The organism is Limimaricola cinnabarinus (genome assembly GCF_002723615.1).
In the GTDB taxonomy this organism is placed as follows: domain Bacteria; phylum Pseudomonadota; class Alphaproteobacteria; order Rhodobacterales; family Rhodobacteraceae; genus Limimaricola; species Limimaricola cinnabarinus_B.
Genome location: NZ_KZ304953.1, coordinates 178,758 through 204,958 on the forward strand (window position 1 = coordinate 178,758; position 26,201 = coordinate 204,958).

Consider the following 26,201-nt stretch of genomic DNA (forward strand, 5'->3'; position numbering starts at 1 on the left):
TGCAAACATAAGCCGGTCGTTCGCATCGGGCGCAGCAAGCGTCTGGGACAGCCCTTTATAGACCTTCGCGCCACGTGGCGCACGGAGCCAAGCCGTGGACACAATTGGCGGGAACCTGTCATGACCTCCGACCGAATTCTGGCGGTTGGTCTACGGCCAAAGAACGTAGAGGTAGACCAGGTAGCCGGTCAGCAGCACGGCGCCCTCCCAGCGGGCGATCCGGAGGCCGGTGGCGGCGAAGATCACGAGCAGGAGGGACACCCCCACCATCAGCAGGTTGTCGAAGGTGACGATCTGCTCCGGGACCCGTGTGGGGGAGATGAGCGCGGTGCCGCCGCCGATGCCCAGGATGTTGTAGATGTTCGAGCCGACGATGTTGCCGAAGGCCACGTCGCTCTGTCGCTTGAAGGCGGCCACCACCGAGGTGACCAGTTCCGGCATCGAGGTGCCGACGGCCACGATGGTCAGGCCGATCACGGTCTCCGGTATGCCGAAGGACTGGGCGATCGCCACCGCGCCCTTCACGAGAAAGGCGCCGCCGACCACCACCAGCATGAGCCCGCCGACCGCCAGCTGGAGAGGCGTGATCATGCCGCCCGCAGGCGACGGCTTCGGATGCAGGCCCGGGTCCACCGCTTCCAGCGCCGCGGCCTTGTCGTAGATGGCTCCATGCTCCGCGGCAGAACTTTCCTGCCGGAAGGCGAGGTAGATGTAGGCGATGAGGGCCGCGATGAGGGCGACGCCGACAAGTCGCCCGAACGGCATGGCGAACGAGAGGACGGCGAAGACCACTGCGACCCCGAGCATGACGACGGCATCTCGGCGCAGCGCCGAGGACGAGACCGCGATGGGCAGGATCAGCGCGGAGATGCCGAGGATCAGCAGGATGTTGGCGATGTTCGAACCGACGATGTTGCCGATCGCGATCCCCGGTGATCCCGACAGGGCCGCCTGAACCGAGGTCACGAGTTCGGGCGTGGAAGTCCCGAACCCCACGAGCGTGAGACCGATCACGAGCGGCGAAACCCCCAGCCGCTCGGCGACCTTCACTGCGCCGCGGACCAGGAGATCCCCGCCGGCGATCAAGAGGACAAGCCCTCCGATCAGCGGCAGCCACATGTCCATCATCGACCAAACTCCCTCATTATCGTCCGTTCATGGGTGTCCGGACCCACGATGATATGTCGGACGACGCCTGCGACCACCTCCAGCCGCCCGGGGGCTCAGTTGGCTGGGCTGCCTGCCATCGACCGATGCGCTCGCGTGGATGGCATGGCGGATGAGACATGGGCATCGGAGGCCAGCCCTATCCGAAATGCTTGCCTACGCTCCGTGCAGCACTCAGTTCTTGCCCATGCTCGATAGGCTGAACCTTCCCTTCGATCCCGCGCTTTTGCCGCAGTTCGACCTTTTCGCTTCGCTGCTGCTGCTCGCGACCCTCTGGATCGCGCGCAAGGCGGCCCTGCGCGCGATCCGCGCCCGGTCGGAGCTGCCGGTCCATGAGCAGCGCAGGCTGATGGCATCGAGCCGCAACCTCTTCCTCTTCCTGACTCTCGTGGGCCTGGTGCTGATCTGGGCACCGCAGTTGCGGACCTTCGCCTTGTCCCTGACCGCGGTCGCCGTCGCGATCGTCGTGGCCACCAAGGAGCTGATCCTGTGCCTCTCCGGCGCCGTGCTGCGCGCGACGACGCGCGCCTTCTCGGTCGGGGACTGGATCGAGGTGGGCGAGATCCGGGGCGAGGTCACGGACCATACCCTGCTGGCCACAACGGTGCAGGAATTCGGCGCTGGAGCCCATGCCCACATGCCCACCGGCCGGACCATCGTGATGCCCAACAGCATGCTTCTGGTCACCCCCGTTCGAAATCAGACGGCATTGCGTGAGCACGCCTATCACCACTTCGCGGTGACGCTGGAGCCGATGCCGAAGCTGGAAGGGCTACGGGAGAAGGTCGCAGGCATCGTGCAGGAGCGCTACGAGCCGTTCCGCGAGCGGGCCGCCAAGGCCAATGCCGCGATCGAACGCCGCACCCATGCCGACCTGCCGGACCCGGCGCCTACGATCCGGTTTCGGACGACGGATCTGGGAAAGCTGCGCGCCGAGATCACGCTTTTCTGCCCCCTGTCTGCCGCGGAGCAGCTGGAGAGCGAGATCACTTGGCATCTGCTGACGACGCTCCATGTCCCGGCGCAAACAAGTCCGCCCGAGACCGACCCGTCACCAAGCGAGACCGCCTGACATGCCCATACTGTTCGTCATCCTCGATCTGGCCGCGATCGTCAGCTCGCTCGTGGCCGCGGCGCTGTGGTATCAGGCCGGAGCCCGCACGGTGCGTCGCATCTCGCGCTTCGAAGATCTCGACCATGCCGACCTCAATCGGATGGTCGTCGCGATGAACCGCAGCGCCTTGCTCAACCGCCGGGCCGCGCTGGCGTCCGCGGCCGCCGCGATTTGCATCGCGTTCCGCTTTGCTGCCTCGCTCGCGGTACCGATGGCGGTCGCTTAGACAGGGGGCGCAGGACCGCCGTCGTGTCTTATTTGACCGCCCGTGCCAGCTGATCTCGGCCATCGTCTACATCACGGATCGCGGCGTGCAGCTTCATCGGGTTGAACGGCTTGCCGAGCATGGCCACCGGAGCGATGTCCGCCTCCGCCAGCTCGTGCAGGCTGCCGCTGACGACGATCGACGGGATGCCGAGGTCGGCGCGCATGAGGGCCGCGGCTTCGGCACCGCTTGTCTGTCTTGCGAGGTGCAGGTCGACGAGGCCCAAGTCGGGTGCATGCGCGCGCGCCAGCTTGATCGCCGTTGTATTGCACGCGGCAATGCCTACCACTTCATGGCCCAAGTTCATTGAACTGGCCCCTGTTTCGACCGGACACTCAGGCATAACCATGGAGACTTAGGCATATGCCTAAGCACGTGCTTATGTCTGACTACGAGATCATCACCGATGGCGGCCGCAGGCGCCGCTGGTCTGCGGCCGAGAAGCTTCGGATCGTCGAGGAGACGCTGGAAGAGGGCGCCAGCATCTCAGTGGTCGCCCGCCGCAATGGCGTAGCGGCAAACCTGCTGTATCGTTGGCGGCGCCTGATGCTGGATGGGGGAGCCGTGGCCGTGTCCGGAGATGACGACGTTACCGGCAATCGCGCTGTCCGGCAGATGGAGGAGCGCATCCGGGAACTGGAGCGGCAGCTCGGGCGCAAGACGCTCGAGGTCGAGATCCTCAAGGAAGCCCTCGACAAGTCGCGGTCAAAAAAACCGATCTGGCTCGCGCAGTCGCAGCCGAAGGGCGGTTCGCGGTGAAGGCCGTGGCCGAGACGCTGGGTGTCTCCCGCTCGAACCTGAATGCCCGGCTGGACGGGAGCGCGAAGCCGCGTCGGCGCTATCACAAAGCGCAAGACGCGGTGGTGCTGCCACTGATCACGGCGCTGGTGGCGGCACGGCCGACCTATGGCTACAGGCGCATCGCGGCGGTTCTGAACCGGCGGCTCCGGGCCGAAGGCGCGGCGCCGGTGAACCACAAACGGGTCTACCGCATCATGCAGGCGCACGACCTTTTGCTGGCACGCAGATACACCGAGCGGCCGGATCAGACGCATGAGGGCAAGGTCATCACCATGCGCTCTAACCTGCGCTGGTGCTCGGACGGCTTCGAGTTCACCTGCTGGAACGGCGATGTCGCTCGAGGGGCCTTCATCATCGATGCGCATGACCGGGAGATCATCGCCTGGCGGGCCGTGGTGAACGCCGGCATAAGCGGCTCGGACATCCGCGACATGATGCTGGAGGCCGTCGAGACCCGCTTCGGGGGCTACCGCACGCCGCATCCGGTTGAGATGCTCAGCGACAATGGCTCGCCCTACGTCGCCAAGGACACCCGCATCTTCGCCAGGCAACTCGGCCTGAAGCCCTGCTACACGCCGGTGAAGAGCCCGCAGAGCAATGGCATCGCGGAGGCATTCGTGAAAACGCTGAAGCGCGACTACGTCCATGTCACGCCGCTGCCAGATGCCATCACCGTCCTCGAGTTGCTCGCCGACTGGTTCGAGGACTACAACAGCCATCACCCACACTCAGGGCTGAAGATGCGCTCGCCCCGCGAATTCATCGCAGCTCAAACCGCAACTGCCTGAGTGTTCGGTGAAACGGGGGCAAGACCATTCATGAGCTGCATCTCGCCTTTTTCAAAGGTTTCCGTTCAACTCAGCTGGGCGATCAAGTTCGTGTAGCAAGATATGTCTTAAAGATCGCCGGAGCGGATGCGCGCCTCGTAGGTGTCTATCATCGCCTCGAGCGGATCGAGACCGCCGAGAGCCTCGGCATCAAGTCGATAGGTCTTCGGCACGCGTCCGGCCTGACACAGGATCTTTTTGCCCCGCATTGCGCGCACGTGCCAGACCTCGTCGTCGAGCCGGGCATCAATCCGGCAAATGTCTCCCTCATGCTCGAATACGCGTTCCATGCGGTTCTCCCTTTTCGGTCGCACTACCCTGACAGCCAAGGCGGCACAGGCAAATCGGCGGAAATGGCAAGCGACACTCGAAGGGCCAGTGGATAGTCCTCTGGCCCTTCTTCGATAACTTACTGCTCAACAGCCTGCGCTGGATCGACGGCCACGAACAGGGACCGGTCGTTGCGCAGCACGCGGACCAGAAGCGGCTTTTCTGCATCGACGGCTGACTTCCAGGCGTCAATGAGATCTTGCGGGTTGGAGATGTCGCTGCCCCCGGCTTTCGTCAAGATGTCGCCTTGAACCAACCCGGCTTCGGCTGCGGCGCTGCCGGGAGCGACATTCTGCACCATGATGCCTACGCCCTCTTCGAGACCGATCTCGCGCCGCACGACCTCCGGGATTGCCGTAAGACCGAGCCCCATGCGCACGCCGCTTTCTACCGCCGGACCTTCGCTGCTGGCGCTGTCTTGCGTGTCCCGTTCGGCCAGCGTCAGTTCAACCGTTTGGTTCTGGCCATCGCGCTGAAGATCGAGAGAGATGGTGGTATCGGGCGCAAGCTCGCCCACCCGGCGCGTCAGTCCGCGGGGGTCTTCGATCTCCTCATCATCGAGCGCCAACAGGACATCTCCTTCCTGCAGGCCTGCGGCGGCGGCAGGGCTGCCGGGCTCCACGCCGATCACGATGGCACCGTTGGCGTTGTCGAGCCCCAGCGCTTCAGCGAGGTTGTCGTCGAGCCCCTGCAGGCTCACGCCGATGAAGCCGCGCTCCACGCTGCCGGTTTCGATGAGCTGCTCGACAACGTCCTGTGCTGTGCTGGCGGGTACGGCAAACCCGATCCCCACATTGCCCCCGCTCGGCGAGAAGATTGCCGTGTTCACGCCGATCACTTCACCGGCGTCGTTGAAGAGCGGGCCGCCGGAATTGCCCGAGTTGATCGAGGCATCGGTCTGCAGGAAGTCGTCATAGGGTCCAGAGCGAATGTCGCGCGATGTGGCGGACAGCACACCCACGGTCACTGTGCCACCAAGACCGAAGGGGCTGCCAATCGCGATCGTCCAAGCCCCGGGCTGCATGGCGTCGCTGTCTCCCCATGAGACCGTCGTCAGGTCGGAAGTATCCTCGAGCTTGAGCACTGCGATGTCGGTGGCCGGATCGGTGCCGATGACGGAGGCTTCGCGGGTTTCACCATCCTGCATCAGGATCTCGATCTCGCTGGCCCCTTCCACCACATGGTTGTTCGTGACGATGTGGCCGCTGCCATCAATGATGAAGCCTGACCCCATCGCCGTGCCTTCGCGCGGCTGTTGCGGCTCGGGCGCACCGAAGGGCGGGGGCGGCATGTCACGCAAACGCGGCGGTGGCCCAACGACGCCCTTTGCAGCAATGCCCACGACCGCGGGGCTTTGGGCTTCGACGATTCCGGTGAAGTCGGCGGGTGCTGAAAAGTTGCCTGAGCTCTCGGCGCTCTCCTGCGCCAATGCAGGCGTGGCAGGCGACAGTATACCAACTATGGCAATCGCCGAAGCGGCGCTACGCAGCATGGGAAAGGTCATGAGATAAGTCCTTCACATGTCAGAATGGAGGAGGGTCGGCCGAGGAGCCGGACCGAGGGAAGCCTGCGGGGAACACCATTGGTCGTTTCGCTCGCAGCGGCCGCAGGAGGCGCATCACGTCATGACGAACGGGTCGGACCGGGGTGGAGGCGAGCGACCGCCGGGACATTGTCTCCCGTCATAGGCGGCGCATCGTAAGCGATAGTCCGTCGGTCGACTTCTGCAGGATCACCCGCGAGGGAGGAGGGGGTGGAAGTCGTCCACCCCCTCGCAGCTTCATCTACCGCGGCCCGCGTGGCACGGCGCCCCGGCAGGGGGGCAGCAGATCAGTAGACCTCGCCGACCTCTTGGATTTCTGCCTCGATGTCGTCGCCGTCGAACCAGCCTTCGAACCAGCCTTCCTCTTCGATGGTGACGACCTGGTCGTCATCCAGATCGGCGCTGTCATAGATGCCGGTAGTGTATTCGTCCTCGCTCAGCAGCTCGTCGCCATCCGTGTCGAGACCGGCGTAGTGGTCGGTGTAGTCCGCGCCGTAGAACTCGCCGAACTCCTCCTGATCGAGGAAGCCGTCCTCATCCGCGTCGTAAGTGGCGAAGTCGGATTCGTAATCGGCGCCGAGATAGCGCTCGGTGCCCAGACCGAATTCCTCTTCCGAAATGACGCGGTCATTGTCGCGGTCGTAGTCGGCATAGAGACCGGTGGAATACTCGCTCTCGTTCAGGAACGTGTCGTCATCCGTGTCGAGCGCGTCGTAGTAGCCGGTTTCACCAAAGCCCGTGTTGAAGGTGTCGTAGTCGTAATCCGTGCCGTATTCGTCGCCGAACATCTGGGCGGTCGCGGGACCTGCGAGGAGGGCGGCGGTCGCAGCGGCGGCAAGAAGCTTGAGCTTGATCGTCATACGTCTCTCCTTTCGGGTGGATATACGATGAGGCTCATCCGGCGGACGAAAACCCATCGGGACATTGTCCGGGCGCTGCGTCTCAAGATCGGGTCGGATCCGAGTTCGATCCGACCCGTCTCGCGTCCGCACGGCTCCGGCGAGCCGCGTCGGAGCCGTACAGATGATGCGTATTGGGCATGATGTTTTCTCCCATCGCCATCGTCTCATCTGCGCGGGACAACGTTTCCCGAGAAGACCGATCCGCTCTTGAACCGATGCTCCTCGTTGGACCGCCAAGCCTTCCTGAAAGGGTGAACCGGCGGGCGCTCGTGCGTCTTCGCTTTGCACCGGCCGGACCCTTTAGACATGCGAAGCGACCTCGCCCCGGACGTGTTCGGCCCAACGGGAACCATGTGGATTTGTTCCTGCCAATCCGGGCGATCCACGACATTGGTCTACTAACGGACATTCGAAGACGCGTCAGGGCGTGTGTTCAGATGTTTCGCGTAGGCCCGAGCAGATGTCGAGGTAAAGAGCGTGGCCTGAGGCTCATCGGAACGAGCAACGAGATCCCACGTTGACGTGCTAATCTAAGAGGAGGCCCGACATGCCCGTTGCATCGAAAATCGTTCTTACCGCTGGTTTGGCGCTCGTGATGTCGTCGCCTTCGCTTTGGGCACAGCAGGGCGCTGCGAAGGGCGAGGCGAAGGCAGTGTCGGAGACGGTCCTCCTCCTCGAGTTCACTGCCTCAGATGTAAAGATGGCAGGAGACGTCGTGCCGAACCTCCTCGGGATGGGCCAAGAGAAACAGCTCTCCCGGCTGGAAGTGTCTAATCTTGATGCGGAGATCAGCTACATCGAGGGTGCTCTCGTTTTCCAGGAGTTCAAGACGTTCTCGGTCTGGCGTGAGGACAGGATGGAAAGCTTCTTTCAGCCGATTGGTGGAGTGAATGATCTGGAGATGACGCTGCGCATCTTCCGGCCGGAACTGCTTGCGCAGAGCGACGTGCATGGGCTGGGCTCTATCAGCGACGTTTCGGTCTCTTACCGTAATACCGGCAACGACTCTGCGGGGGACGCGGATATAGACGCGGTCACCGTTATCTGCCCGGGCGAACAGGCGGACTGCAAGCCGAGCAACTGAGCGGAGCATTCAATGTCCAACATTCCGAGGATGCTTACGGCCGTCGCGCTTGTCCTGATGACCGGCTGCGCGGAGATGAGGACCACCGCACTGCCGGCATATCAGCTGGCCAATGGTCGTGTTCTTCAGGATGTCGTCACCGTCGCGGCGGACGGATCAGGGGGAGCGCCGGTCCTTACGGCGCTGACAACCTATGACGTCAGCGACCCTGGCCAGACGGTGGTCATTGCGCGGGAATCGGCCTCCTCTCCCGGGGTTGGAACTGCCATGGCATCCGGCCTTGGCGGCGCGGCCCTGACTTCGGCCGCAATTCTTGGCTCAGCGGTCATACTCGATGAGGGAAACGGCGGCGACACAGTGGTCAACGCCAGTTACGCCACGGCCGGCAATACAGCGACAGGCGGAGGCGATGCTGGAGACGTAGACGCGCTCACCGCAGCGGTCGGCGAATGCGGCTCTGATTGCCGCGCGAACAATTGAGAAATGAAAAAGCCTGCTAAAGTGCTGATGCCGTGCTTGCTATCTACCACCTACTGGGGAGGGCGGAATTTGCTTTCGAACCTACCTAGAAATTTGAACAGATTGTGCGGCGGGCGTGTTGAGCCAGAGTTCGAGAGAAAGGAACCAACATGTTTTACAAGTTTCTTCTTCCCGCTGCACTTTTTCTTACGGCGTGCGCGGATATGCAAACCGGCACGGAGCCACTGACGCCGACCGGGGCTGGTGGCACCGTTTTCAATGACGAAGATCGCCCTGATTATCGGCCGGGGGGAGATCCGTTGATCCAGACCAGCGGGGGTCTCAACGACGAGGACCAGTAACCTTCTGATGCTGTTTCAGTGGCTGCATAGGCATCAAGATCCCATGCAGCCACTGAATGACACATTGACCGTGCGGTCTGATGATAGGCGAACCCCTTGCTCTGCGATCGGTTCCATACCGGAGGGCAGCCTCTTCTGCTTGCCCCCACAACGCGCTTCGGCGAGTTCGTTCGTTAATCGGCTTCGGTGCTCTCCGCCGGCTCGCCCTCAAGCATGGCTGCGAGATGCGCAATTTCGGGACCGGCGAGCACACCATCGCTGTTCAGGTCGAAGGCGGAGAAGTCACCTGTGAGCTCTTCTGGTGCGTCCAGCCCGCCGCTGAGATCGCCGTCGTAGCTCGTCGTATATTCTGTTGCCTCCACCCAAGCGAGATCGAACTCGACCTTGGTGATCAGGCCATCGCCATCCCGGTCCCAGAGGCCACTGTCGAAATCAAGGGAACGCCGCTGCTCGAGCAGCTCCGCGACAGCCTCGCGCTCACCGCCGGTCTGCCCGAGAGCCGTCATGAGTTCCTCCTTGCGGTTCTCCTCAAGGGACGAGTTGCCGATCTCTTCGAGAAGGGCGTCGTAGTCGAAGGTTTCCGATGACACCGCCTCTTCGAGGATCGCGAGGCCCACATTGGAACCCGCGGCTTCAGTGCCGAGGATGGCCTCCGCTTCGCTTTCGACCTGGCGCGCAAGGATATCATCCCCGCGCAGCACGGTCGGTTCCCGTCCGGGCACCGGCGGCAGGGTTTCCTCTTCGACCTCATTGGTCAACATCTCGGTCGTCGGCTGGTCGATCGCGGGAACTGCCTCTTCACCGATATCCTCCACAGGTTCGGTGTGTGAATCCGCATTGCCGCCGATATCCGCCGTGGGCGGTTCCGCAAGCTGGCTGAACTCGTTGTCGACCTGGGTGACATCGGCCATGTCGTCGCTGACAAAGCTGGCTGCGATCAGGGCAGCAGCGCCGGCCACGGCTACAATACCGACAGTTCTGATCATCATGCTCACTCCTGAAATCGCGTGGGTATGGATCATGGGCTCGGTTGAACTGACCCAACGGGGAGAGAGCGCTGCAGTTTCGAAAACGGCCTCACAGCTCCGTCAGAAATCGGAACCGCATATGGATCGGACCGTTGGGCGGCCATCCAAGAGGTCGTCGCACGTGGCGATGCGCTGACAGCGTCGCCGGCGGCCGTTTACCGACCAGGAGGAGACACGATATGCGACTGAAGACCGCGACCGCCATGGGGCTGGCCCTTGCCGTGACCGGGGCGATGCCTGCTCTGGCCCAGACCACGTGGACCTATGACGACATCGACACCGATAGGAACCTCGAGCTCAGCTCTGTGGAGTTCGAGAATTACAGTGGCGAACTGTTCGGGCTGTGGGATGCCAATAGCGATGGCACCATCGTGGAACAGGAGTTCGTCGGCGGCCTTTACGATGCCTGGGACACCGATGACGATGGCGTGCTGACCGAGGCCGAATACACGAGCAACTGGAACACCTGGTTCGATGACTACGAGACCATCGGCTATGATGCGGTGGACCTCGATGGCGACGGTCTTCTGACCGACGACGAGTTTTCCGATGGCGCAGTGAATGCCGGTCTCTTCGACAGCTGGAGCGGTGGCCCGCTCGACGAGGAGCAGTTCGCGACCGTTCTCTTTGATGTCTACGATTCCGACGACAATCTCACCATCTCGCAGGTCGAGTATGAGGCTGTCCCCACCTTCGGCAGCTTCGGCTATGACCCGGTGAATACGCTTCAGGTGGATGATGTCATCTCGCTGTCCGACTGGAACTACGACGATGTCTATGCTGGCGGTATCAGCGCCGAGGAGTTCATCGACGAGATGGAAGTCTATGGTATCACCGGTGAGGAGATCGGCGATGTCGAGGATCTTCTCATCGGTCCGGATGGTCGTGTGCTGTCGGTCATCGCCGAAGTCGGCGGCTTCTGGGACATCGGCGACACCCACGTGAGCATTCCCTTCGAGGAGGTGGCGCTGGCCGATGATGGCGACGGCATTCTCGTGCCGGTCACCGAAGACAATGTCAGCGATTACGACCTGTGGACATATGACGCGGTGCGCGCCGACGAGGCGGCCGAAGAGGTCGTTTCTGGTCTGGATGACGCGACCGTCCTGCGCGCTTGGCGGGCGACTGAGCTGATCGGCGACTCTGCACGACTGCAGGATGGTGATCTCTATTCGGAGTATGGCTACATCAGCGACCTGATTCTGCGCGACGGCAAAGTTGCCGCGGTGGTCGCCAACGCAAGCTCCGGCTACGGCGCCGGCTATCAAGCCTACCCCTTCTATGGCTACGATTACGACATGGGCTGGGACGCGGGCAGCCCCTACTACGACCTGCCCTATACCGAGGATGAGGTCGGTGAACTGGAGCGGTTCGACTATGAGCGTCTGGGCAGCTGATCCGCGCCTTGTCCTGACAATGTGGTCGCTTCCGAGCCCCGTCGACCGTCAGGTCGACGGGGCGATGCCATGACAGGTGCTGATCGGGCCGCTGAAAGCAGCCTGGGACCCATCGCGCTCGAGAGCCGTTTGCCCGGATACGGAGAACACACCATGTCACATCCCCGCACGCGAGCGCTCAGTGATGTCCTGGATCAGCTGGAAAGCTCGGTTGAGGGTGAAAGCGTCAAGGTGGAAACCGTGATCGCCAAGCTGGGACATCGATCTTTCGCGTCGCTGATGCTCGTATTCTCGCTGATTTCTGCGTCACCAGCGAGCGCCATTCCCGGCATCACCGCCACGGTGGCGGCCATCGTCTTCATCTTGGTGGTGCAGATGATCGCAGGGCGCGACTGCGTCTGGCTGCCGGATTTTGTCACCCGGCGGGAGATGTCGCGCGCGAAGTTGTGCAAGGGGATTGGCTGGCTTCGGGGCCCGGTTCGCTTCACGGAGCGTTTTCTGAAGACCCGGCTGACCTTTTTCTTTCACCGGCCGTGGCTCTGGCTGCCGCTGATATTGATCCTCGGGCTGACCCTGTTCATGCCCTTCATGGAAATCATCCCCACCTCTGGATCGATCGCCTCTGCTGTCATCGCGCTATTTGCGGCCGGGCTTCTGACACGCGACGGGATCGTGGTGCTTGCCTCCATGCTTCTGCTGCTCGCGGTGCCGCTGGCGGCTTGGCAGTTCGGTTTCTCTGGTTAAGGGCTTGGCGGTCCAATGCGCTGCGAGAGCAACGCGGCCTTCATCGCCGGAAAATGACCTTCATCCAATCCCGAGGCGTACCTCCAGGTCGCGGCGCAGCTTGCGGCTGGCCGCCCGGCCCGTAATTTGCTCGGCCATCAGCGTGCGCCCATGCAAGATCCGGTCCTCCCCTGTGCCTTCGATGACAAAGGCACGCCGTGAGCCCGTGACCGCTCCCTTGGCCGCCGTCGCTGTGACGACGGTGATGGTGACTTCGGACACGTCTTCGAGGCTGCCCTCGCGCTTGCTCGCCGAAAGGCCCCGCCGGACGAGATCTTCGAACTCCCCGATGCTGCTGTGACGCCCGCTCTGAAGGGGCCCTTGGTTCGTCGCCTCGCGGGGATCCTCCAGTTCATGGTCAGTCATCAATGTGCGGTCTGTGACGACCGCCTGGCACGGCTTTCCATTCACCATCAAGTCGACGACCACCTCGACGATGTAGATCGGTTCCAGACCGAGGTTGGAGACAAAGCACTTGGCCTTCAGCTCAGCACCGGCGCCTTGGGTGATCGTGACAAGTTGGCGACGCTGACGCAGGAAACTGAACAGGAAGATGTTCAGGTAGGAAATCCAAACCACGAGCATGGCCGCATTCGTGACCAAGGAGAGGGCAGCGCTGTGTTCGGCGAGCCATTGCATGGCGATTGCTCCCTCATTCGGTCAGGGGCAACACGCGGAGAAGGCGGCAGGTCCATGCATGAATGCTTCGTGACCGGGAGTTGAGGGCGAGAGGCGCGCGCCTGGTGGGCTGCCATGCGCTGTCAATGGAACGCAGACGACCAGGTCGCCGGGGAGCTCTCGGATCGTTGCAGGCGCTGCGAGCTGGACCCGTACTGCTCGATCGCTCCCGGCGTTCGGGCCAGCTTGGCATCGATGCCGGGCGGCCTCTACATGCTCTGCAATCGCTCGAGCAGCACCTCGTTACTTTTCAACGTCGTAATCCGGTTTCGCTGGATGTGATAGCCGCGCGGGTCGGTGCGCCGTGCGATCAGGGCCCGGCGGCTCCAGCGGCCTTGCATCTGCATGGAACCCTTTTCGTCGCGAATGCTATAATCGCGCCCGACACGCAGATGCAGCCGCCGCAGGTTGGCTGGTACCCAGCGCCGCGTTTCATCCGTCCCGTCCCATTGGTGGTAGATGTCGTCGTAAGTGATGACCTCTGTGGGTGAGCCGCCGCGGCGCAGGTCGCCGGCGATGTCATGGACCCGGGGGATGCTCACGTTGCGGTCCTGGCCGCCGATCAGGATGGTGACCGGGGCCCCGGGCGTGGTCGGATCCTCCAGACGCGGGATGGAGCAACCGTAGTAGCTGACATGCGCGGCGAAGCGGGGACCGTCGGGGAGATATGCCTGGGCCAGCTGCTCATAGGCGGCCAGCTGCGTGATCATGCCCCCATAGGAGAAACCGATGATGCCGATCCGGCGCGCGTCCACGTCAGGACGGTCCGCCAGGTAACGCAGCCCGGTGAAGGCATCCCCGAGCATCATCGCTTCGGTGACCGACATGGCGCGAAGGAAGTCGCCATTGCTGCCGACACCTCGCGCGCCGAAGCTGTCGATGACCAAGACCACGTAGCCCTCATCCGAAAGCAGGCGGCCATAATCCCGCTCGCGCTTGTCCTGCAAGCCGCCGAGACCTTCGGACACCACCACGGCCGGACAGGGGACACGCGTGTCTCGCGGCAGGTACAATTCGGCCTCGATCTTGACCTGAGGCACGTCACCACCCCCGATCATGTCGTGGATGAGGTCGGGGTTGGGTCCGGTGATCTCGATCTTCTGCATGGGCCTTTCAAGCTGCCGCTTCGGTTGGGAGGTCAACCGGTGCTGTCCAAGGGGGTTCCGCCCATCTCGCTGCCACCGCTCGAGATGCGTTGCCGCGGGCAAGGGTTGGCACCTGGGGGGAACCATCCCGAAATTCTCCCGTTCGCCCTTAAGACAGGTAACACAAGGGTGATCGCGATGAAGCCAACCACAGCTGCCGCCACGGCTACGGAGGCCACGCTCGACCGGGGCGGCCGGGCGTCTTGGGGCGCCATCTTCGCGGGGACCGTCATCGGCCTCGCCGCCTTCATACTGCTCAGCCTTTTGGGCCTCTGGTGGGGTTTTGCCGCGCTGGAGCCGACCGAGGCTAATCCGATTGGGGCCGTGCCCTCGGTGGCGCCGTGGTGGATCGTGGTATCGCAGATTCTGGCCCTGCTGGTCGGTGGCTATGCGGCAGGTCGTTTCGCAGGCGTCCTGCACAAGACCGGCAGCATGCTGCACGGCGCGGCCGTCTGGGGGCTGGCCACGCTCGCCGCGGTCTGGCTCGGCGTGTCGGCCTCGATGAGCCTGGTGAACATGACCGGCTCGCTTCTGACCAGCACCGCGAAGAACGTGGCCGATGCGGCGCAGGCCGTAATCCCCGAAGACATGCAGCTGCCGGACTTTGCACTGCCCAATGTCAGCATGGAAGCACTGCCGCAAGATCTGCGCCAGACCCTCAACGCTCAAGGCCTCACGCCGCAGAACTTCCAGGCCGAGGCGCGGGAGATCTTCCGACAGGTCATCGATCAGGCCGAGCAGCGCCGCGCGCTCAACGCGGTGCAGGGCACCGCCCAGGAGGTCATCCAGCAGCCGAGCACGGCCCCCGGTGAGATCGACGATCTCGTCGGCACGCTGTTCGGCCAGGGCGGGGTGCTGAACGAGGAGGATCGGGCCGAGGCGCTCTCAATGCTGCAAAATCGCTTCAACATCTCGCAGACGGAAGCGGAGCAATTCGTCGATCAAGTTCAGGCGCAGCTGGAGGAAACCGTGGATGCAGCGCAATCGGCGCTGGAGGAGGCGCGCCAAACGGCGACCCAGGCCATGGATACCGCAGTCGATGCGGCGGGCAACGCCGCGATGGCCGCCTTCATCGCCTCGCTGCTGGGTCTCGTCGCGGCCGTGGCAGGCGCCGCGTTCGGGCGTCCGGTGCGCGACTGACGGAGGATCGAGAGGGCGCGGCCGGTGACGCACCGGCCGCGCTTTTTCATCAGTCCGGGGGGATCCGGATCGGAAAAGGATACGCAAGACAGGAGGGCAGGATGGCCAACCCCATCAAGACCCTGGTGCAGGACTACGAATGGATCCACCTCTCGCTGGGCCTGGCAGGCAACGTGATGTTCTTGGCCGGCAGCGTCCTGTTCCTGCCGGTGTTCGAACAGCAGAACCCCGATGCGGGAGTGATCGACATGAAGTGGCAGACGGTGGGCGTCTGGTTGTTCATCTTCGGCGCCTTCTTCATGTTCATCGGCGCCTTCGGCAACCTGCTCGTGAAGCTCTACCAGAAGGCGGACTCCGACTGAGGGCGCGCCTTTCCGGGACCCGAGCTGGGCAAGGGCCTAGCCGGTCCAGCTGCTCGATACGCTTTCGGGATCGAAGAGCTCGTTCTCACCGATGGCCTCGATCTCGACATCCGCATACTCGGAGGGCTCGAACGGCACGAGGCTGCGGCCCTCACCCCGCAGGCTGTCGATCGCCCGCACGAGCGATCCGTCCATCTCGTCCAGCAGGCGCTCCACGGCCGCGTTGGGAACGCCCAGATGCTCGGCCAGAAGATCGTTCCGCAGGCCGACAATGCTCGCGCGCAGCTGCGGGTCGGACGCGTCATCCACCTCGATCGACAGGTCGCATTCGCTGTCGAAGCCCATGGACCGGTTGTTGAGGTTCGACGAGCCGACCCGCAGCAGCCTGTCATCCATGACCACGACCTTGGCATGGACGTAGATATGCGCCCCCTCGGCCGCCACCGGCGTATAGAGGCGAAACCGGTCGTGATGGTCCGCCTCACGCACCAATCGCAGCAGGCGCGCCCGCGCCGCGCCCATCACTTCAGCCGTGAGCCAGCCCTCGGCGCTTTGCGGGTTGATCACCACGATCTCGGGCCCGTCCGGTTCGCGCAGCCGCGCCGCCATCGCTTCGGCGATGCGGTGCGAGGCGAAGTACTGGCTTTCGATGTAGAGGCTATGGCGCGCCTGGCGGATGATCTCCAGGTAGAGCGCCTCGATCTCCCGCACCTCCGCGCGGCCCTGATATTCCGGCAGTGTCCGGGAAATGGCGACCGGCTGCTCGACCGCCACCGGCGAAAGCCTGTCGGGCCAGATCGGCTCGCCCGGCATCGGGGCGTCAAGCCGTTCGCCCGTCGCCGCCTCCCACCGGTCCCGGGCGAGCTTGCCCAAGGCCCGGGCAGCCTCGCCGCTGACGGCGGTGGTGATGTCGTGCCAGGGACCGTAGTGCCGTTTCGAGGTCGGACGCCGGCGATGGGGGTGCGCGTCGCGATGCTCGCGCGTGTCCCAGCGCGCTGCCGTGATGTCGATGCCGCCGCAGAACGCCAGCGCGTCGTCGATCACCACGATCTTCTGGTGATGGGCGGCGCCCGAGGGATGCGCGTGATCGAGCCGCATGTGGATGTTCTGATGCGAGAACCAGTCCGCCACCATCAACGGCGTCGAACCCCCCGCCAGGGTCTGCAGCGCACCCAGGTCCCATTTCAGCATGTGGATCTGCAGCCCGGGGGTCCGCTCCGCCACCCAGTCGAGGAAGGCTCCGAGCGTGTTGGGCGCCTCGCCCTTCGGGGCCCCGGGCTCGAGCTCGATCCGGGTATCGAAGTCCCAGCCGATGAAGAGGACGCTCTGGCGCGCCTGCGGCACGACCTCGCGGATGACGGAGAAGTAATCGGCCGCATCCACGATGACGGCCAGGCGATCGGCCTGCGCCATCTTCCAACAGGTCTCGCCCGGTCGCAGGATCCGGCAGGGGTGGGGCAAGTCGGACATGGTGCTTTCCCTTGGTTGCGTGCCTGCAGGAAGCGAACGAGGCACCCCGCGCTCCGGTTTCAGGCATGGCGGGCGGCCTGTCCGGGCGATGTTGCGCAAATCAGCCCCGAGCATGACTGCACCCTTTCCCGTCATCCTTCAGCGGACGGCTTCGATCTCGGCCCTGCCGAGGGCCGAGAAGCGGTTCATGATGGCGATGCGGATCTGGACTTCAGCGGTCTGGCGGTCGGGGTCTTGTGACATGATCCTCTCGCCGAAGAGCTTCAGGCAGTTCATCACAGCCTCGACCCGACTTCGGACGTGATAGCCGGTCCACTTCTTCCAGAGCGTCCGACCCAAGCGCCGGGTTGCCCGCAGGATCTCATTTCGCGCGGCAGCAGCGGGACAGTCCTCTTTCCAGGCGCGACCATTGCGCCGGATCGGTATGACAGCGGCGGCGCCTCGGTCGATGATGGCGCCATGGCATCGTCGTGTATCGTATGCCCCATCGGCGGTGACCGTGCCGATCGCCTCCTCCGGCGGGATCTGCGCCAGCAGGTCCGGCAGCAGCGGGCTGTCGCCTTGGCGGCTCGAGGTGAACTCGACCGCGCGCACATCTCCCGTGCCCGCATCCATGGCGATATGGACTTTCCTCCATTGCCTTCGGCGTGATGGGCCATGCTTTCGAGCCTGCCACTCACCATCACCGCGAAACTTGATGCCGGTGCTGTCGACAAGCAGGTTCAGCGGCTGTTCCGATGCTCGATATGGGATCTGCACTGCGATCCGCGCCTGCCGCCGGCACAGCGTCGAATAGTCCGGAACCGGCCAATCCAGCCCCGCCATCTGGATCAGGCTCTCGATCAGCCCGACCGTCTGCCGGAGCGGAAGGCTGAAGAGCACTTTCAGGGTAAGACATGTTTGGATCGCAGCGTCCGAGAAGGTCTCGGGTCGGCCACGCTTGCCGGTCTTTTCGGCGTGCCAGACCATCTCGGGATCGAACCAGACCGACAGCGAGCCCGCTTGCGCAGCGCTGCGTTGTAGTCGGACCAGTTCGTCGTGCGGTAGCGGATCGGGGAAGGCTTCGGCATGCCCCCCGAGCTAACCGTCAGGACCCGCTCGGTGAATCCCCCTCACCGAGATGTGCAACAAGGTCAGGGGGGATGCCCCGTTTCTCACGCGATTACCCGCTCCAGCCCTGACTGCACCCGGCGCATCTCGGGCAAGTAGGTCTCGACCAGCGTCTCGGCGCGGTCCTGGGTCGCGGCCATGCCGACGTTGAGCGCCGCCACCACCCGCCCCCGCGCGTCGATCAGCGGCACCGCGATCGAGCGCAGCCCGATCTCGACCTCTTGGTCGATGATCGCGAAGCCGTCGCGGCGTGCCTGCGCCACCCGCGCCATGATCTCCTCGGGGTCGGTGAGGCTCAGCGCCGTGCGCGGCGCGAGATCGCTTCGCTCCACCAGCGCGCGGGCTTGCGGCTCGGGCAGCGCGGCGAGCAGCACCCGCCCGAGTGAGGTGCAATGCGCCGGCAGCCGCGAGCCCGGCATCAGCCCGATCGACATTACCCGCCGCTGTGCAGCGCGGGCGAGATAGACGATCTCGGTGTCGTCTCGGATCGCGATCGAGGCCGACTGGCCGACGCGCTCCGAGAGTTGGTCGAGCCAGGGCTGTACGATCTGCGCCAATGGCAAGGTGGCGAGCGCCGCCATGCCGAGCCGCAGTACCCGAGGTGTCAGCGTGAAGTACTTCCCGTCATGAGCGGCATATCCCCCCGCCACCAGCGTCAGCAGGCAGCGTCGCGCAGTGGCGCGATCAAGCCCGGTGCGCGTAGCCGTCTCGGCAACGGAGAGTCGCGGATGTCGCGCGTCGAAGGCTTCGATCACGCGAAGGCCCTTGGCAAAGGCCGCGATGACATCAGATGATTTGTTCGTCATGCGCACATATTTAAACGGTGGCCGAACAAAGTTCGAGATGCGAACGTTGTCGCTTGCTCCGACTGTGTGCCGAACCGTAGCACGGACGCCATGGATCCGCGCCATGGCGCGGTGTAGCGGAGGAATAGGAGCATGGACAAAACGATAGGCGATGTCGCCGCCGCGGCGGTGGCGGACATCCCCGACGGGGCGAGCGTGATGATCGGAGGCTTTGGCGGCTCGGGCGCGCCGATCGAGCTGATCCACGCACTGATCGATCGCGGTCCGCGCAATCTGACTGTGATCAACAACAATGCCGGTAATGGCCGGATCGGCATTGCCGCGATGATCGACGCCGGCATGGTGCGCAAGATCGTCTGCTCCTTTCCGAAGTCCAAGGATCCCCGCGCCTTCACCGAGGCCTATCTCGCCGGCCGGATCGAACTGGAGCTGGTGCCGCAGGGCACCCTGGCCGAACGGATCCGCGCGGGCGGTGCGGGCATTCCCGCCTTCTACACGCCAACCTCTTTCGGCACGGAGCTGGCGGCAGGCAAACCCACCGCGGAGTTCGACGGGCGCGGCTACGTGCAGGAGCGCTGGCTCAAGGCCGACTACGCGCTGGTCAAGGCTGAGACGGCGGATCGGCACGGCAACCTCGTCTACCGCAAGGCTGGCCGCAATTTCGGCCCGCTGATGTGCATGGCCGCCGCCACCACGATCGTGCAGGCGACGCGGATCGTGGCCCCGGGCGAGATCGATCCCGAGCAGGTCGTGACCCCGGGCATCTTCGTCAAGCGTCTGGTGCGGGTCGAGACCCCGCAGCAGGAAGAAGACCTCAACCGGGCGGAGGCCGTCTACCCGTGACCGACATTTCCGACATCAAGCTCTCCAACGCCCAGATCGCCTGGCGCGCGGCGCAGGACATCGAGGACGGCGCCTATGTCAATCTCGGCATCGGCTTTCCCGAGATGGTGGCGCGCTACCAGGTCGAGGGGCGGCAGGCGATCTACCACACGGAGAACGGCATCCTCGATTTCGGCCCGGCCCCCGCGCCGGGCGAGGAGGACTGGGACCTGATCAATGCCGGCAAGAAGGCGGTGACGCTCAACCCCGGCGCCGCCTTCTTCCACCACGCCGACAGCTTCGCCATGGTGCGCGGCGGTCATCTCGACGTGGCCATCCTCGGCGCTTTCGAGGTGGCCGAGACCGGCGACCTCGCCAATTGGAGCGTCGGCAAGGGCGGGGTGCCCGCCGTGGGCGGCGCGATGGACCTCGTGCATGGCGCCGGGCGCGTCGCGGTGATCACCGACCACGTCACCAAGACCGGTGCGCCCAAGCTGGTGGAGCGCTGTTCGCTGCCGCTCACCGGGGTCGGCTGCGTGACGCGGGTCTACACCTCGCTGGCGGTGGTGGATATCGAGGGCGGGCGCTTCGTGCTGCGCGAGAAGCTGCCCGCGATCTCCATGGGCGATCTGCAGGCCGTGACCGGCGCGACGCTCAATCTCGACGGCCCCGTGGCCGATCTCACCGTTCCGGAGCTCTGACATGCTTGATGCCTACATCTGCGACTACATCCGCACCCCGATCGGTCGCTATGGCGGCGCGCTCTCGACCGTGCGCGCCGACGATCTGGGCGCGATCCCGCTGCGCGCGCTGATGGCGCGCAACGAGGGCGTCGACTGGGAGGCGGTCGACGAGGTGATCTATGGCTGCGCCAACCAGGCGGGCGAGGACAACCGCAACGTGGCGCGGATGTCGGCGCTGCTCGCGGGTCTGCCCGAGGCGGTGCCGGGCACCACGATGAACCGGCTCTGCGGCTCGGGCATGGATGCGGTGATCACCGCCGCGCGCCATCCGCGCGGGCGAGGCCGAGCTGATCCTGGCGGGGGGCGTCGAGAGCATGTCCCGCGCGCCCTTCGTGATGGGCAAGGCCGAGACGGCCTTCTCGCGCGCGGCCGAGATCTTCGACACCACCATCGGCTGGCGCTTCGTCAACAAGCTGATGAAGGCGCAATACGGCGTCGACTCGATGCCCGAAACCGCCGAGAACGTGGCCGAGGAGTTCGCCATTTCGCGCAAGGACCAGGACGCTTTCGCCCTGCGCAGCCAGGTCAAGGCCGCCGAGGCCATCGCCTCGGGGCGGCTGGCGCGCGAGATCACCCCGGTCGAGATCCCGCAGCGCAAGGGCGATCCGAAGATCGTCGACACCGACGAGCATCCCCGCGCCACCTCGCTCGAGGCGTTGGCCAAGCTGCGCGCCCCGTTCCGCGAGGGCGGTTCGGTGACGGCGGGCAACGCCTCGGGCGTCAATGACGGGGCGGCGGCGCTGGTCATCGCCTCCGAGGCGGCGGCGAAGAGGCACGGGCTGACCCCGATCGCGCGTATCCTCGGCGGCGCGACGGCGGGCGTCGCGCCGCGCATCATGGGCTTCGGCCCCGCGCCCGCCTCGAAGAAGCTGATGGCGCGGCTCGGGCTGACACCGGAGGATTTCGCGGTGATCGAGCTCAACGAGGCCTTCGCGAGCCAAGGGCTCGCCACCTTGCGCGATCTCGGCATCGCCGATGACGACGCGCGGGTGAACCGCAATGGCGGCGCCATCGCGCTCGGCCACCCGCTGGGCATGTCCGGGGCACGGATCACCGGCACCGCCGCGCTGGAGCTGAAGCCGGGCGAGAAGTCGCTCTCCACCATGTGCATCGGTGTGGGCCAGGGCATCACCGTGGCGCTCGAAGGAGTGTGAGTTGCCAGGGCGGGACGGCCCGACCGTCCCGCCCGCCATTCAGCAGGGCAGCAGCGCCGACATGTCGGGGCCCTTGGGTACGATGCCGTTTGGGTTCAACGCGCTGATGGAGTAGTAGCCCACCTTGATATGGTCGATGTCGACCGTCTCGCGCACCCCTTCGACAGCTAGCATATCCCGGAGGAAACGGGCCAGTGCAGGGTAATCGGCGACGCGCCGCAAGTTGCACTTGAACAGCCCGTGATAGGCGGCGTCGAAGCGGATCAGCGTCACGAAAAGCCGGATGTCAGCCTCGGTGAAGGCCTCGCCCAAGAGAAAGGGACCACCTACCGCAAGCCGCGTTTCGATCCTGTCGAGCATGGCGAATACGGCCTCGAACGCCTCCTCGTAAGCCTCCTGCGTGGTGGCGAAGCCGGCCCGGTAGACGCCGTTGTTGAGGCTGGGGTAGATCTCGGCGTTGAGCGCGTCGATTTCGGTGCGCAGCGGCTCAGGGTAGAGGTCGATCCCGCCCTGAGCCAACTCGCCGAAGCCCGAGTTCAGCATGCGCAGGATGTCGGCGCTCTCGTTGTTGACGATGGTGCCGGTGGCGTTGTCCCACAGGACCGGCACGGTGGCGCGGCCAGTGTAGCACGGATCGGCGCGGGTGTAGATCTCGTGCATGTGACGCGCGCCGTTCAGCCGGTCCTCGTCAGCGCCGGGATACCCACCGAAGGCCCAGCCCTGGGCCCCGAGCCGCGGATCGACCACGGTGACACCGATCGACTCGGTCAGCCCCTTGAGCCGCCGGGCGATCAGCGTGCGCGAGGCCCATGGGCAGATCAGCGCGACATAGAGGTGGTAGCGGCCAGCCTCGGCCTTGAAGCCACCTTCGCCGGTAGGGCCGGGCGCGCCGTCCGGCGTCACCCAGTGACGGAATCCGGAGGTCTGGCGCACGAAGCCGCCCTTCTCGTCGGTCGATTGCACCGGGTGCCAGTCGGCGCTCCACTTGCCGTCAATGAGCATGATGGCTCTCCTTGCCTTCGGTTTCGATCCGGATGCCCCATGGGTCCGTGGCGGCGGGCGCCGCGCCGCTCTCGGCGCGCAGCACCACCGCCTCCAGCCCCGTCGTGCCGGCCGCGCGGGGGCCCGCGCCGCGGCTGTTCCAGACATTGGCGGCGACGTGGTGATGATAGCCGCCCGCACCGAGAAACAGCGCGCCGGGCAGCCGGCAAGTGACGTCGAAGCCCAGCCGCTGCGCCCAGAACGCCTCGGCCGCGGCGAGGTCGCCTACCTGCAGGTGGACATGGCCGACCACCATGTCCTCGGGCGCGCCGTGCCATGCCCCCTCGGCGGCGGCGCGCACGCCCGCGCCGTCCATCGGCTCGGTCGTCATGGCGATGCCGCGCGCATCGCGGCGCCATTGGTCGCGGGGGCGGTCGGCATAGACCTCGATGCCGTTGCCCTCGGGATCGGCGAGGTAGACCGCCTCGCTGACGAGGTGATCGGCCGCGCCCTGCATCGGCAGCCCGGTGTCGACGGCATGCCGCAGCCAGCGCCCCAGCGCCGCGCGCGAGGGCAGCAGGAAGGCGGTGTGGAACAGCCCCGCCGCGCGCGGATCGCGGGGGCGGGCGGCGGTGTCGCGGCGCAGGTCGAGCAGCGTCCGCCCGCCCGCACCGAGCCTGGCGCTGTCGCCGTCGGCGGCCAGTTCGTCGAGGCCGAGGGCGGTGGCATAGAAGCCGCGCATGAGATCGAGGTCGCGCACAACGAGACGCAGTCGGTCGATCTCGATCGGGGCATCGCTGGTGGCCATGTCGGTCTCCCTGTGTGTGGGGGCCGCGGTCGCCGGGCCCGCGGCGGGAGGGGTCAGGCGCGCAGGGCGCGCAGCGAGGGGCTGGCGCGCCAGGCATAGGGGCCGTCGCCCAGAAGCGCCTGCACGACGAGGGCGAGCGCCCAGAACAGCGGAAACTCCCAACCGCCGCCCTCGTTCGAGAACCAGAAGCCGGCGGCGAAATGCGGCGTCCAGATCGAGCCCACGACCGGGATCAGCAACAGGAGCGCCACCGGCCGGGTCCACAGCCCCGCGATCAGCGCGAGGCCACCCGCCAGCTCGCCCAGCATCACGGCCCAGGCCAGCAGCCCGGGCAGGCCGAGGCTCTGGAAGAAGCCGACCGTTCCGGCGGGGGTGAAGACGAAGAACTTCAGATAGGCGTGCAGCAGGAAGAAGACGCCGAGGGTGACGCGGAGCGTCAGGAGGCCCCAGGGGGCGGTGCGGGTATCGGTCATGGTGCCGGTCCTTTCGAGGGGCCGCGCGGCGCGGCAGGTGTGACGGTCGGCGCCGCGCCGGGTCGGGGCCCGCCGGTGCCGTGCCGACTATCTGCACCCGTTCCGCCGCAAACATTAGACGGGAGATCGGAAAGTCATTCCTTCCGGAATGGAAGCGCCGCGTCCCAGTCCGGTGGTCCCCTGAACCGCTCGGCGAGGAAATCGATCAGCGCGCGAGACTTGGCGGCGAGGTGGCGCGAGGGCGGGTAGATCGCGTGCAGGCCGAGCGGTTCGGCCTCGAACGCCTCCAGCACCGGCACCAGCTCGCCCGCCCGGATCATCGGCCCGGCCACGAAGCTCGGCCCGAAGCAGATCCCGAGGCCCGCCCGCGCGGCCATGGCGCAGGCCTCGGCATTGGCGAAGGTGATCCGGCCTTTTACCTGCACGGGCTGCGCCGCGCCGCCCGCCCCGCGCAGCGGCCACAGCCCCGGCTGGGCGAGGTTACCGTCAAGGATGCAGTCATGCGCCGCGAGATCGCCGGGCCGCTCGGGCTGGCCGCGCCGGGCGAGGTAAGCGGGCGCCGCGCAGGTGACGAGGCGCACGGCGCAGAGCCGCCTCGCAATCAGCGCGCTGTCGCGTGGCTGGCCGATTCGCAGCGCCATGTCGAAGCCTTCCTCGACCAGATTGGCGAGCCGGTCGGAAAAGGCCACGTCGAGCGCGACCTGCGGGTGGCGCGCGGCGAAGTCGCCCAGGAGCGGCGCTAGGATCGCCGAGCCGAAGCTGAGCGGCACGGTGAGGCGCAAGAGGCCGCGCGGCTCGAAGCCCTCGCGCCGCATCTCGGCGTCGAGCGCGTCGAACTCCTCGAGCAGCGGGCGCAGCCGCTCGTGATAGGCGCGGCCCGCCTCGGTCAGCGACAGCGCCCGGGTCGAGCGCTGGATCAGCTGCGCGCCGAGATCGGCCTCGAGCCGCGCCACCAGCTTCGAGGCCTGCCCCGAGCTGGTGCCGAGCCGCCGCGCCGCCGCCGCGAAGCTTCCCGTCTCCACCACCGTGGCGAACATCCTGTCGCAGGCTAGCCGATCCATCCGCGTTCCCTTTCGCCATGTGGCCACGCTAGGACAGGGCGCAAGCTCGGTCGAGCGGCCCCGGGGCTCGGGTATCGCATCAGACCGCCTCGGTATTGGATTCCGGCCCTTCGGCTGGCCCATGGTCCTTTCGACCGAAGCCCAAACGCCGCATGGGGACCCGATGAGCAAGATCGAACACGTCGAAACGACGATCCTCGATATTCCAACGATCCGAGGCCATGTGCTGTCGATGACCACCATGACCGTGCAATCTGTCGTGCTGGTGCGGATCCGTTTCGGCGACGGCTCCGAGGGCTGGGGCGAGGGCACCGCGATCGGGGGAATGAGCTACGGGCCCGAGAGCCCTGAGAGCATCCGGCTTGCCATTGACGCCTATATCACCCCGGCGATCACCGGGATGGACGGTGACGACATTAACGCCGTTACCCACCGCGTCGAAAAGCTGGTGCGCGGCAATCCCATCGCTCGCTGCGCGGTCGAGACGGCGCTGTGGGATGGGCTCGGACGGCGGCTCGGCGTTTCGGTGGCGCAGCTCTTCGGCGGCCCGGTGCGCGAGACGATGCCGGTGGCCTGGACGCTCGCCAGCGGTCATTCCGAGACCGATATCGACGAGGCGCGCGAGATGATCGCCGCGCGCCGACACAACATCTTCAAGCTCAAGATCGGCAAGCGCGCATTGCGCGACGACCTCGCCCATGTTGGCGCGATCAAGTCGGCACTCGGCGACGCCGCCAGCATCCGGGTCGACGTCAATCAAGCCTGGAACGTCACCGAAGCACGCCACGGCCTCAGGGGGCTGCAGGAGATCGGCGTCGATCTCGTGGAGCAGCCAATAGCCGCCCGCTTCCACAAATCGTTGGGCCATCTCAGCGACGCCTACGAGATCGCGGTGATGGCCGACGAGGCCCTTCAAGGGCCGGAGGACGCGATGCGCGTCGCGGCCGAACGCTCGGCCGATGTCTTCGCCGTCAAGATCGCCCAGTCCGGCGGGCTGAGGCGCGCCGCCGAGGTGGTGGCGATCGCCCAGTCGGCCGGGATCGGGATCTATGGCGGCACAATGCTCGAGGCCGGGATCGGCACCGCCGCCGCGGTGCAGCTCTTCTCGACGGTGGAGCGGCTCGGCTGGGGAACCGAACTGTTCGGACCGCTGCTGATGAAGGACGAGATCCTGGCCTCGCCGATAGAGTATCGCGACTTCTCGCTGGTGCGTCCGCAGGGGCCGGGTCTCGGCGTGGTGCCGGACCCCGAGAAGATCGCCTGTTACGACCGCGACGCGAGGCGCGTGCTGCGCAGCGTCGCGGGGGAGTAAGGCGCGGCCCCCGCGCCGCGCGCAACAGCAATGCTGTCCGGGGCGCCGCCGCGCCGGACAGCCGAGGAGGAGGA

27 protein-coding genes and 2 pseudogenes are annotated in these 26,201 nt (G+C 65.5%); 14 read left to right on the top strand and 15 right to left on the bottom strand.

Annotated features, from left to right (window positions below; genetic code table 11):
- Positions 1-150 precede the first annotated feature (150 nt).
- On the bottom strand, positions 151-1,128 hold the full coding sequence (locus CJ301_RS05450) for a calcium/sodium antiporter (RefSeq protein ID WP_099275081.1): 978 nt from the start codon (positions 1,126-1,128) through the stop codon (positions 151-153).
- 265 nt (positions 1,129-1,393) lie between these two features.
- Here CJ301_RS05450 and CJ301_RS05455 point away from each other — a divergent pair, with 265 nt between their 5' ends.
- On the top strand, positions 1,394-2,239 hold the full coding sequence (locus CJ301_RS05455) for a mechanosensitive ion channel family protein (protein WP_162620425.1): 846 nt from the start codon (positions 1,394-1,396) through the stop codon (positions 2,237-2,239).
- Position 2,240: 1 nt separating this feature from the next.
- Positions 2,241-2,507 carry a hypothetical protein gene (locus tag CJ301_RS05460; protein WP_099275085.1) on the top strand — a complete coding sequence of 89 codons (267 nt, stop codon included), beginning with the start codon at positions 2,241-2,243 and terminating at the stop codon, positions 2,505-2,507.
- A gap of 28 nt (positions 2,508-2,535) precedes the next feature.
- Here the strand turns inward: CJ301_RS05460 and CJ301_RS05465 are convergent, their stop codons facing one another.
- On the bottom strand, positions 2,536-2,853 hold the full coding sequence (locus tag CJ301_RS05465; protein WP_099275087.1) for a response regulator: 318 nt from the start codon (positions 2,851-2,853) through the stop codon (positions 2,536-2,538).
- 56 nt (positions 2,854-2,909) lie between these two features.
- On the opposite strand from CJ301_RS05465, the gene CJ301_RS05470 reads away from it, so the two are divergent.
- A protein-coding gene (locus CJ301_RS05470) for an IS3 family transposase (protein ID WP_099275089.1) occupies positions 2,910-4,135 on the top strand; the annotation gives its coding sequence in 2 pieces (ribosomal slippage) (positions 2,910-3,252 and positions 3,252-4,135; 1,227 coding nt in all).
- 107 nt (positions 4,136-4,242) lie between these two features.
- Here the strand turns inward: CJ301_RS05470 and CJ301_RS05475 are convergent.
- The 3 genes from CJ301_RS05475 to CJ301_RS05485 form a co-directional block, all read right to left on the bottom strand.
- Positions 4,243-4,464, bottom strand: a complete 222-nt coding sequence (locus CJ301_RS05475) for a hypothetical protein (RefSeq protein ID WP_099275091.1) — start codon at positions 4,462-4,464, stop codon at positions 4,243-4,245.
- Positions 4,465-4,583: 119 nt separating this feature from the next.
- A complete protein-coding gene (locus tag CJ301_RS05480; protein ID WP_099275093.1) occupies positions 4,584-6,008 on the bottom strand; it encodes a Do family serine endopeptidase in 1,425 nt (474 codons plus the stop codon).
- Between the two features lie 326 nt (positions 6,009-6,334).
- Positions 6,335-6,907, bottom strand: a complete 573-nt coding sequence (locus CJ301_RS05485) for a hypothetical protein (protein ID WP_099275095.1) — start codon at positions 6,905-6,907, stop codon at positions 6,335-6,337.
- A 589-nt stretch (positions 6,908-7,496) separates the two neighbouring features.
- Here CJ301_RS05485 and CJ301_RS05490 point away from each other — a divergent pair.
- From CJ301_RS05490 to CJ301_RS05500, 3 genes are all read left to right on the top strand, one after another.
- The gene (locus tag CJ301_RS05490) at positions 7,497-8,033 is read left to right on the top strand and encodes a hypothetical protein (RefSeq protein WP_099275097.1); all 537 of its coding nucleotides are present in this window, start codon (positions 7,497-7,499) and stop codon (positions 8,031-8,033) included.
- Between the two features lie 12 nt (positions 8,034-8,045).
- Complete coding sequence (locus CJ301_RS05495; RefSeq protein WP_099275099.1) at positions 8,046-8,513, top strand: hypothetical protein; 468 nt, start codon at positions 8,046-8,048, stop codon at positions 8,511-8,513.
- 149 nt (positions 8,514-8,662) lie between these two features.
- Entirely contained in the window at positions 8,663-8,854 is a 192-nt protein-coding gene (locus tag CJ301_RS05500; protein ID WP_099275103.1) for a hypothetical protein, read from the top strand.
- Positions 8,855-9,027: 173 nt separating this feature from the next.
- Here CJ301_RS05500 and CJ301_RS05505 read toward each other — a convergent pair whose 3' ends face one another.
- Complete coding sequence (locus CJ301_RS05505) at positions 9,028-9,843, bottom strand: hypothetical protein (protein WP_162620426.1); 816 nt, start codon at positions 9,841-9,843, stop codon at positions 9,028-9,030.
- Positions 9,844-10,061: 218 nt separating this feature from the next.
- Between CJ301_RS05505 and CJ301_RS05510 the strand changes: the two genes are divergently transcribed.
- The gene (locus tag CJ301_RS05510; protein ID WP_099275109.1) at positions 10,062-11,279 is read left to right on the top strand and encodes a PRC-barrel domain-containing protein; all 1,218 of its coding nucleotides are present in this window, start codon (positions 10,062-10,064) and stop codon (positions 11,277-11,279) included.
- A 153-nt stretch (positions 11,280-11,432) separates the two neighbouring features.
- On the top strand, positions 11,433-12,023 hold the full coding sequence (locus CJ301_RS05515; protein WP_099275111.1) for an exopolysaccharide biosynthesis protein: 591 nt from the start codon (positions 11,433-11,435) through the stop codon (positions 12,021-12,023).
- Between the two features lie 60 nt (positions 12,024-12,083).
- Here CJ301_RS05515 and CJ301_RS05520 read toward each other — a convergent pair whose 3' ends face one another.
- Positions 12,084-12,701: a hypothetical protein gene (locus CJ301_RS05520; protein WP_099275115.1), complete on the bottom strand. Its 618-nt coding sequence runs from the start codon at positions 12,699-12,701 to the stop codon at positions 12,084-12,086.
- A 248-nt stretch (positions 12,702-12,949) separates the two neighbouring features.
- The gene (locus CJ301_RS05525) at positions 12,950-13,846 is read right to left on the bottom strand and encodes a dienelactone hydrolase family protein (RefSeq protein ID WP_162620427.1); all 897 of its coding nucleotides are present in this window, start codon (positions 13,844-13,846) and stop codon (positions 12,950-12,952) included.
- A 177-nt stretch (positions 13,847-14,023) separates the two neighbouring features.
- Between CJ301_RS05525 and CJ301_RS05530 the strand changes: the two genes are divergently transcribed.
- Positions 14,024-15,025, top strand: coding sequence for a hypothetical protein (locus tag CJ301_RS05530; RefSeq protein ID WP_099275119.1), 1,002 nt, complete (start codon positions 14,024-14,026; stop codon positions 15,023-15,025).
- A 101-nt stretch (positions 15,026-15,126) separates the two neighbouring features.
- Positions 15,127-15,387 carry a YrhK family protein gene (locus CJ301_RS05535; RefSeq protein WP_099275121.1) on the top strand — a complete coding sequence of 87 codons (261 nt, stop codon included), beginning with the start codon at positions 15,127-15,129 and terminating at the stop codon, positions 15,385-15,387.
- 36 nt (positions 15,388-15,423) lie between these two features.
- Here CJ301_RS05535 and CJ301_RS05540 read toward each other — a convergent pair whose 3' ends face one another.
- The 3 genes and pseudogenes from CJ301_RS05540 to CJ301_RS05550 form a co-directional block, all read right to left on the bottom strand.
- Positions 15,424-16,857, bottom strand: a complete 1,434-nt coding sequence (locus CJ301_RS05540) for a phospholipase D-like domain-containing protein (protein WP_099275123.1) — start codon at positions 16,855-16,857, stop codon at positions 15,424-15,426.
- Positions 16,858-16,995: 138 nt separating this feature from the next.
- Positions 16,996-17,927 (bottom strand): annotated as a pseudogene (locus CJ301_RS05545) (IS5 family transposase).
- A gap of 84 nt (positions 17,928-18,011) precedes the next feature.
- A complete protein-coding gene (locus CJ301_RS05550; protein ID WP_099275125.1) occupies positions 18,012-18,773 on the bottom strand; it encodes an IclR family transcriptional regulator domain-containing protein in 762 nt (253 codons plus the stop codon).
- A 132-nt stretch (positions 18,774-18,905) separates the two neighbouring features.
- Here CJ301_RS05550 and CJ301_RS05555 point away from each other — a divergent pair, with 132 nt between their 5' ends.
- The 3 genes and pseudogenes from CJ301_RS05555 to pcaF all read left to right on the top strand — a co-directional run bounded on the left by CJ301_RS05555 (position 18,906) and on the right by pcaF (position 21,492).
- Positions 18,906-19,616 (top strand): 3-oxoacid CoA-transferase subunit A, encoded by a 711-nt coding sequence (locus CJ301_RS05555; RefSeq protein ID WP_099275127.1) that lies wholly within the window; start codon positions 18,906-18,908, stop codon positions 19,614-19,616.
- Positions 19,613-20,296, top strand: a complete 684-nt coding sequence (locus tag CJ301_RS05560) for a 3-oxoacid CoA-transferase subunit B (protein ID WP_099275129.1) — start codon at positions 19,613-19,615, stop codon at positions 20,294-20,296. The genes CJ301_RS05555 and CJ301_RS05560 overlap by 4 nt, the downstream gene beginning before the upstream one ends.
- A 1-nt stretch (position 20,297) precedes the next feature.
- Positions 20,298-21,492: pseudogene (gene pcaF / locus CJ301_RS05565) on the top strand (3-oxoadipyl-CoA thiolase).
- A 39-nt stretch (positions 21,493-21,531) separates the two neighbouring features.
- Here the strand turns inward: pcaF and CJ301_RS05570 are convergent.
- From CJ301_RS05570 to CJ301_RS05585, 4 genes are all read right to left on the bottom strand, one after another.
- Positions 21,532-22,494 carry a glutathione S-transferase family protein gene (locus tag CJ301_RS05570; RefSeq protein WP_099275131.1) on the bottom strand — a complete coding sequence of 321 codons (963 nt, stop codon included), beginning with the start codon at positions 22,492-22,494 and terminating at the stop codon, positions 21,532-21,534.
- The gene (locus tag CJ301_RS05575; RefSeq protein ID WP_099275133.1) at positions 22,484-23,281 is read right to left on the bottom strand and encodes a VOC family protein; all 798 of its coding nucleotides are present in this window, start codon (positions 23,279-23,281) and stop codon (positions 22,484-22,486) included. The genes CJ301_RS05570 and CJ301_RS05575 overlap by 11 nt, the downstream gene beginning before the upstream one ends.
- A 53-nt stretch (positions 23,282-23,334) precedes the next feature.
- Complete coding sequence (locus tag CJ301_RS05580; protein ID WP_099275135.1) at positions 23,335-23,754, bottom strand: DoxX family protein; 420 nt, start codon at positions 23,752-23,754, stop codon at positions 23,335-23,337.
- A gap of 134 nt (positions 23,755-23,888) precedes the next feature.
- Entirely contained in the window at positions 23,889-24,815 is a 927-nt protein-coding gene (locus tag CJ301_RS05585; RefSeq protein WP_099275137.1) for a LysR family transcriptional regulator, read from the bottom strand.
- Positions 24,816-24,978: 163 nt separating this feature from the next.
- On the opposite strand from CJ301_RS05585, the gene CJ301_RS05590 reads away from it, so the two are divergent.
- Complete coding sequence (locus CJ301_RS05590; protein ID WP_099275139.1) at positions 24,979-26,127, top strand: muconate/chloromuconate family cycloisomerase; 1,149 nt, start codon at positions 24,979-24,981, stop codon at positions 26,125-26,127.
- The last annotated feature ends 74 nt before the right edge of the window (positions 26,128-26,201 follow it).

Bases quoted from the DNA above. Each gene is read 5' to 3' on its own strand.
- CJ301_RS05450 (WP_099275081.1), bottom strand. From the start codon at position 1,128: ATGATGGACATGTGGCTGCCGCTGATCGGAGGGCTTGTCCTCTTGATC.
- CJ301_RS05460 (WP_099275085.1), top strand. From the start codon at position 2,241: ATGCCCATACTGTTCGTCATCCTCGATCTGGCCGCGATCGTCAGCTCG.
- CJ301_RS05465 (WP_099275087.1), bottom strand. From the start codon at position 2,853: ATGAACTTGGGCCATGAAGTGGTAGGCATTGCCGCGTGCAATACAACG.
- CJ301_RS05475 (WP_099275091.1), bottom strand. From the start codon at position 4,464: ATGGAACGCGTATTCGAGCATGAGGGAGACATTTGCCGGATTGATGCC.
- CJ301_RS05480 (WP_099275093.1), bottom strand. From the start codon at position 6,008: ATGACCTTTCCCATGCTGCGTAGCGCCGCTTCGGCGATTGCCATAGTT.
- CJ301_RS05485 (WP_099275095.1), bottom strand. From the start codon at position 6,907: ATGACGATCAAGCTCAAGCTTCTTGCCGCCGCTGCGACCGCCGCCCTC.
- CJ301_RS05490 (WP_099275097.1), top strand. From the start codon at position 7,497: ATGCCCGTTGCATCGAAAATCGTTCTTACCGCTGGTTTGGCGCTCGTG.
- CJ301_RS05495 (WP_099275099.1), top strand. From the start codon at position 8,046: ATGTCCAACATTCCGAGGATGCTTACGGCCGTCGCGCTTGTCCTGATG.
- CJ301_RS05500 (WP_099275103.1), top strand. From the start codon at position 8,663: ATGTTTTACAAGTTTCTTCTTCCCGCTGCACTTTTTCTTACGGCGTGC.
- CJ301_RS05505 (WP_162620426.1), bottom strand. From the start codon at position 9,843: ATGATGATCAGAACTGTCGGTATTGTAGCCGTGGCCGGCGCTGCTGCC.
- CJ301_RS05510 (WP_099275109.1), top strand. From the start codon at position 10,062: ATGCGACTGAAGACCGCGACCGCCATGGGGCTGGCCCTTGCCGTGACC.
- CJ301_RS05515 (WP_099275111.1), top strand. From the start codon at position 11,433: ATGTCACATCCCCGCACGCGAGCGCTCAGTGATGTCCTGGATCAGCTG.
- CJ301_RS05520 (WP_099275115.1), bottom strand. From the start codon at position 12,701: ATGCAATGGCTCGCCGAACACAGCGCTGCCCTCTCCTTGGTCACGAAT.
- CJ301_RS05525 (WP_162620427.1), bottom strand. From the start codon at position 13,846: ATGCAGAAGATCGAGATCACCGGACCCAACCCCGACCTCATCCACGAC.
- CJ301_RS05530 (WP_099275119.1), top strand. From the start codon at position 14,024: ATGAAGCCAACCACAGCTGCCGCCACGGCTACGGAGGCCACGCTCGAC.
- CJ301_RS05535 (WP_099275121.1), top strand. From the start codon at position 15,127: ATGGCCAACCCCATCAAGACCCTGGTGCAGGACTACGAATGGATCCAC.
- CJ301_RS05540 (WP_099275123.1), bottom strand. From the start codon at position 16,857: ATGTCCGACTTGCCCCACCCCTGCCGGATCCTGCGACCGGGCGAGACC.
- CJ301_RS05550 (WP_099275125.1), bottom strand. From the start codon at position 18,773: ATGACGAACAAATCATCTGATGTCATCGCGGCCTTTGCCAAGGGCCTT.
- CJ301_RS05555 (WP_099275127.1), top strand. From the start codon at position 18,906: ATGGACAAAACGATAGGCGATGTCGCCGCCGCGGCGGTGGCGGACATC.
- CJ301_RS05570 (WP_099275131.1), bottom strand. From the start codon at position 22,494: ATGCTCATTGACGGCAAGTGGAGCGCCGACTGGCACCCGGTGCAATCG.
- CJ301_RS05575 (WP_099275133.1), bottom strand. From the start codon at position 23,281: ATGGCCACCAGCGATGCCCCGATCGAGATCGACCGACTGCGTCTCGTT.
- CJ301_RS05580 (WP_099275135.1), bottom strand. From the start codon at position 23,754: ATGACCGATACCCGCACCGCCCCCTGGGGCCTCCTGACGCTCCGCGTC.
- CJ301_RS05585 (WP_099275137.1), bottom strand. From the start codon at position 24,815: ATGGATCGGCTAGCCTGCGACAGGATGTTCGCCACGGTGGTGGAGACG.
- CJ301_RS05590 (WP_099275139.1), top strand. From the start codon at position 24,979: ATGAGCAAGATCGAACACGTCGAAACGACGATCCTCGATATTCCAACG.